Here is a 3,612-nt window from a genome sequence, read left to right as displayed (position 1 = left end):
TCATCGATTTCTCTGTTCGCCTTTTTTAAAGGCTTCACCAAAATACCATGTAAGAAACCGCAAATACATATTTAAAAGGTGTTTGGTGGAGGTTTTAAGGCAAAGGATAAATAATGCTTCGTATCCCCCGATAGCGAGCAAGAACGGCTACGCCGCTGCGGCAAGCGCCCGCATAGCTCAATCCCGGTCAGGCGTCACTTGCCGCCGGCTTTTGCGATCGTGGTTGCTTGCCAGCCGGTCCCAAGTTGCGTGGGCATTTGCGACATGCCGGAAGTTGACTGGTCATCGCTGTTTTTCTGCACGTGTTTAGGCAGCATCGAGCCTGTGTAATATTCTTTTTTCTCAAGACTTGACGCATTGTCGACATCGGTCGAGGCGCTGCTTGCGCAGGCGGACAGAATCGGCAGTAGCGAAAGGGCAGTAATCAGCGAGGTTGTTTTCATGGATTTATTTCATTCCTGTCAAGGGTTGAAAAATAAAACACGTGCTGCCAGGCCGACGATGATGCAAGGATGATGATCGTTTCTTGCCGGAAATTTAGACTAGCATACTATGGCTATTTTGCCAGTCGGAATTGGCGTGGCGGGATGCCTGCTCCGATATCTCTTCAGGCTATCCGTCATTGGCATCTCGATAAGCCGCTCATCTATGGATGGCGCTCTGTATAATCCCATCCTCATGTCAACATCCGAACCCATTAAATCACCGCGCTCGCGCGAAATGCCGAGCCCGCAACGCAACGTCTTGCCACCGATCGTCTTCCCCGAGGAACTGCCGGTTTCAGGAAAGCGCGCGGAAATCTCTGCCGCCCTGAGCGCGCACCAGGTCATCATCGTTTGCGGTGAAACCGGCTCGGGTAAAACCACCCAGTTGCCGAAGATCTGCCTGGAACTGGGGCGTGGCCAGAACGGCTTGATCGGCCATACCCAGCCGCGCCGGATTGCCGCTTCCTCGACCGCCAAGCGGATCGCTCAGGAATTGAACTCGCCGCTGGGCGAGCATGTCGGCTACAAGGTGCGTTTCAACGACACCTTGAGCAAGGGCGCATGGATCAAGCTGATGACCGACGGCATCTTGCTGGCGGAAACCCAGACCGATCCCTTGCTGCGCCAGTACGACACCATCATCATCGATGAGGCGCATGAGCGCAGCCTGAATATCGATTTCCTGCTCGGTTACCTGAAACAGTTGCTGCCCAAGCGGCCCGACCTGAAAATCATCATCACCTCGGCCACCATCGATGCCGACCGTTTCGCCCGTCATTTCGGCACGAACGACAAGCCGGCGCCGGTGATCGAGGTGTCGGGCCGTCTGTACGCGGTAGAAGTGCGTTATCGGCCGGTCGATAATGCTGACCGTAGCGGCGTCAATCCAGCTGCTGCAGCAGCCAAGCCGAACGCACCGCAAAGCGCGGCCCAGCGCGACCGCGAGCAACGCGATCTGATGGATGCGGTGGTCGATGCGGTCGATGAGCTGGCGCGTATCGGCTCCGGCGACGTGCTGGTGTTCTTGCCGGGCGAGCGCGAAATCCGCGATACCGCCGAAGCGCTGCGCAAGCACCATCCGGCCCATGTTGAAATCCTGCCCTTGTTCGCGCGATTATCGGCGCAGGAGCAGGAGCGGGTATTCAAGCCATCCAATGCGCGGCGCATCGTGCTGGCCACCAACGTCGCTGAAACTTCGCTGACGGTGCCGGGCATCCGCTATGTGGTGGACGCCGGCCTGGCGCGGGTAAAACGTTATAGCTACAGGAACAAGGTCGAGCAGTTGCAGATCGAGCCGATTGCGCAATCTGCCGCCAATCAGCGCGCCGGCCGTTGCGGCCGGGTTGCCGCCGGTGTCTGTATCCGCCTGTACGAAGAACAGGATTATCTGCAGCGGCCGAAATTTACCGAGCCGGAGATTTTGCGTTCGTCGCTGGCGTCGGTCATCTTGCGGATGAAATCGCTGCATCTGACTGACGTTGAAACTTTCCCCTTCATCGAACCGCCGCCGGGCCGCGCCATCGCCGACGGTTATCAATTGCTGCAGGAACTGGGCGCGGTCGACGACAACAACCAGCTCACCAGAACCGGCCGCCAGCTGGCCAAGCTGCCGCTCGATCCGCGCGTCGGCCGCATGATCCTGGCGGCGCTGGACAATGTCTGCCTGAGCGAAATGCTGGTCATCGCCGCCGCCTTGTCGGTGCAGGATCCGCGCGACCGGCCTTTGGAAGCGCAAGGCGCGGCGGACCAGGCGCACAAGAAGTTTGCCGATGAAAAATCGGAATTCCTGAGTTATCTGAAAATCTGGAAATGGTTTGAAGACGCCATCGAACACAAGAAAACCAATCGCCAGCTGATGGATAACTGCCGCGCCAATTTCCTGTCGCAGTTGCGCTTGCGCGAATGGCGCGATGTGCATTCGCAGTTGCTGACGATCGTGCGCGAGCAGGGCTGGCGTTTGAACGAAGCGCCGGCCACCTATGAGCAATTGCATTGCGCCTTGCTGACTGGTTTGCTCGGCAACGTCGGTTTCAAGGCCGACGACGACCCGCATTATCTCGGCGCGCGGGGCATCAAATTCCATCTGTGGCCGGGTTCGCATTTGTCGAAGAAGGCCGGCAAGTGGGTGATGGCGGCCGAGCTGGTCGATACCAGCCGCCTGTATGCGCGTTGCATTGCGCAGCTCCAGCCGGAATGGCTGGAGCGGGTGGGCGCTCATCTGCTGAAGAAATCGTATGGCGAGCCGCGTTGGGAAAAACGCACGGCGCAGGTGTCGGCGTCCGAGCGCGCTACCTTGTACGGGCTGGTGGTGTATAGCCAGCGGCGCATCAATTTCGGTTTGATCAATCCGCAGGAGGCGCGCGAGATTTTCATTCGCGATGCGCTGGTCGGCGGCGAGTTCGATACCCGTGCGCCGTTCTTCGCGCACAACCAGAAGTTGATCCGCGAGATCGAGAATCTGGAGCACAAGTCGCGCCGGCTCGATGTGCTGGTGGATGACGAGTTGATCGCAGCGTTTTACGACAAGCTGATTCCAGCCGATATCTGCAACGGCATCGCGTTTGAAAAATGGCATAAGGACGAGACCGCCAAGACGCCCAAGCTGCTGTTCCTGAATCGCGACGATCTGATGCGGCATGAGGCGGCCGGCATCACCACCGAACTGTTCCCGAAAGTGATGCGGGTGGCCGGTATCGAAATGGCTTTGTCCTATCACTTCGAACCAGGCACGCCGCGTGACGGCGTCACCCTGACGGTACCGCTGTATGCGCTGAACCAGGTCTATGTCGATCGCTGCGACTGGCTGGTGGCCGGCATGCTGAAGGAGAAAGTGCATCTGCTGCTGAAATCGCTGCCGCAAAAGATACGCCGCAATTGCGTGCCGCTGCCGGATTACGCCGCCGGCTTTTGCGATCGGATACAGGCGCGTCACGTGTTCGGCCACGGCAATCTGCTGGATGCCTTGATGGCGGATATCCGCACTGAAACCAGCGTCGCCGCGCGCAGCACCGATTTCAAACTGGAAACCTTGCCGGCGCATCATTCGATGAACTTCAAGGTGATCGACGAGCATGGCCGGCAGCTTGACATGGGGCGCAATCTGGCTGCTCTGCAGGCCGAGTTTTGC

Annotated in this window: 2 protein-coding genes; one reads left to right on the top strand and one right to left on the bottom strand. The window is 58.4% G+C overall.

Annotation, left to right across the window (positions count from 1 at the left end; translation table 11 throughout):
• Nucleotides 1-194: 194 nt before the first annotated feature.
• Nucleotides 195-443 carry a hypothetical protein gene (locus tag KHU33_RS25740; RefSeq protein WP_211468334.1) on the bottom strand — a complete coding sequence of 83 codons (249 nt, stop codon included), beginning with the start codon at nucleotides 441-443 and terminating at the stop codon, nucleotides 195-197.
• Between the two features lie 235 nt (nucleotides 444-678).
• On the opposite strand from KHU33_RS25740, the gene hrpA reads away from it, so the two are divergent.
• The coding region (hrpA, locus tag KHU33_RS25735) for an ATP-dependent RNA helicase HrpA (protein ID WP_211468332.1) at nucleotides 679-3,612 on the top strand (2,934 nt) is incomplete at its 3' end.

Source organism: Collimonas silvisoli (assembly GCF_018305005.1).
GTDB lineage: Bacteria > Pseudomonadota > Gammaproteobacteria > Burkholderiales > Burkholderiaceae_D > Collimonas > Collimonas silvisoli.
The sequence above is the reverse complement of the archived record's forward strand: the minus strand, read 5'-3'. Positions and strand labels throughout refer to the sequence as shown.

Bases quoted from the DNA above. Each gene is read 5' to 3' on its own strand.
- KHU33_RS25740 (WP_211468334.1), bottom strand. From the start codon at position 443: ATGAAAACAACCTCGCTGATTACTGCCCTTTCGCTACTGCCGATTCTG.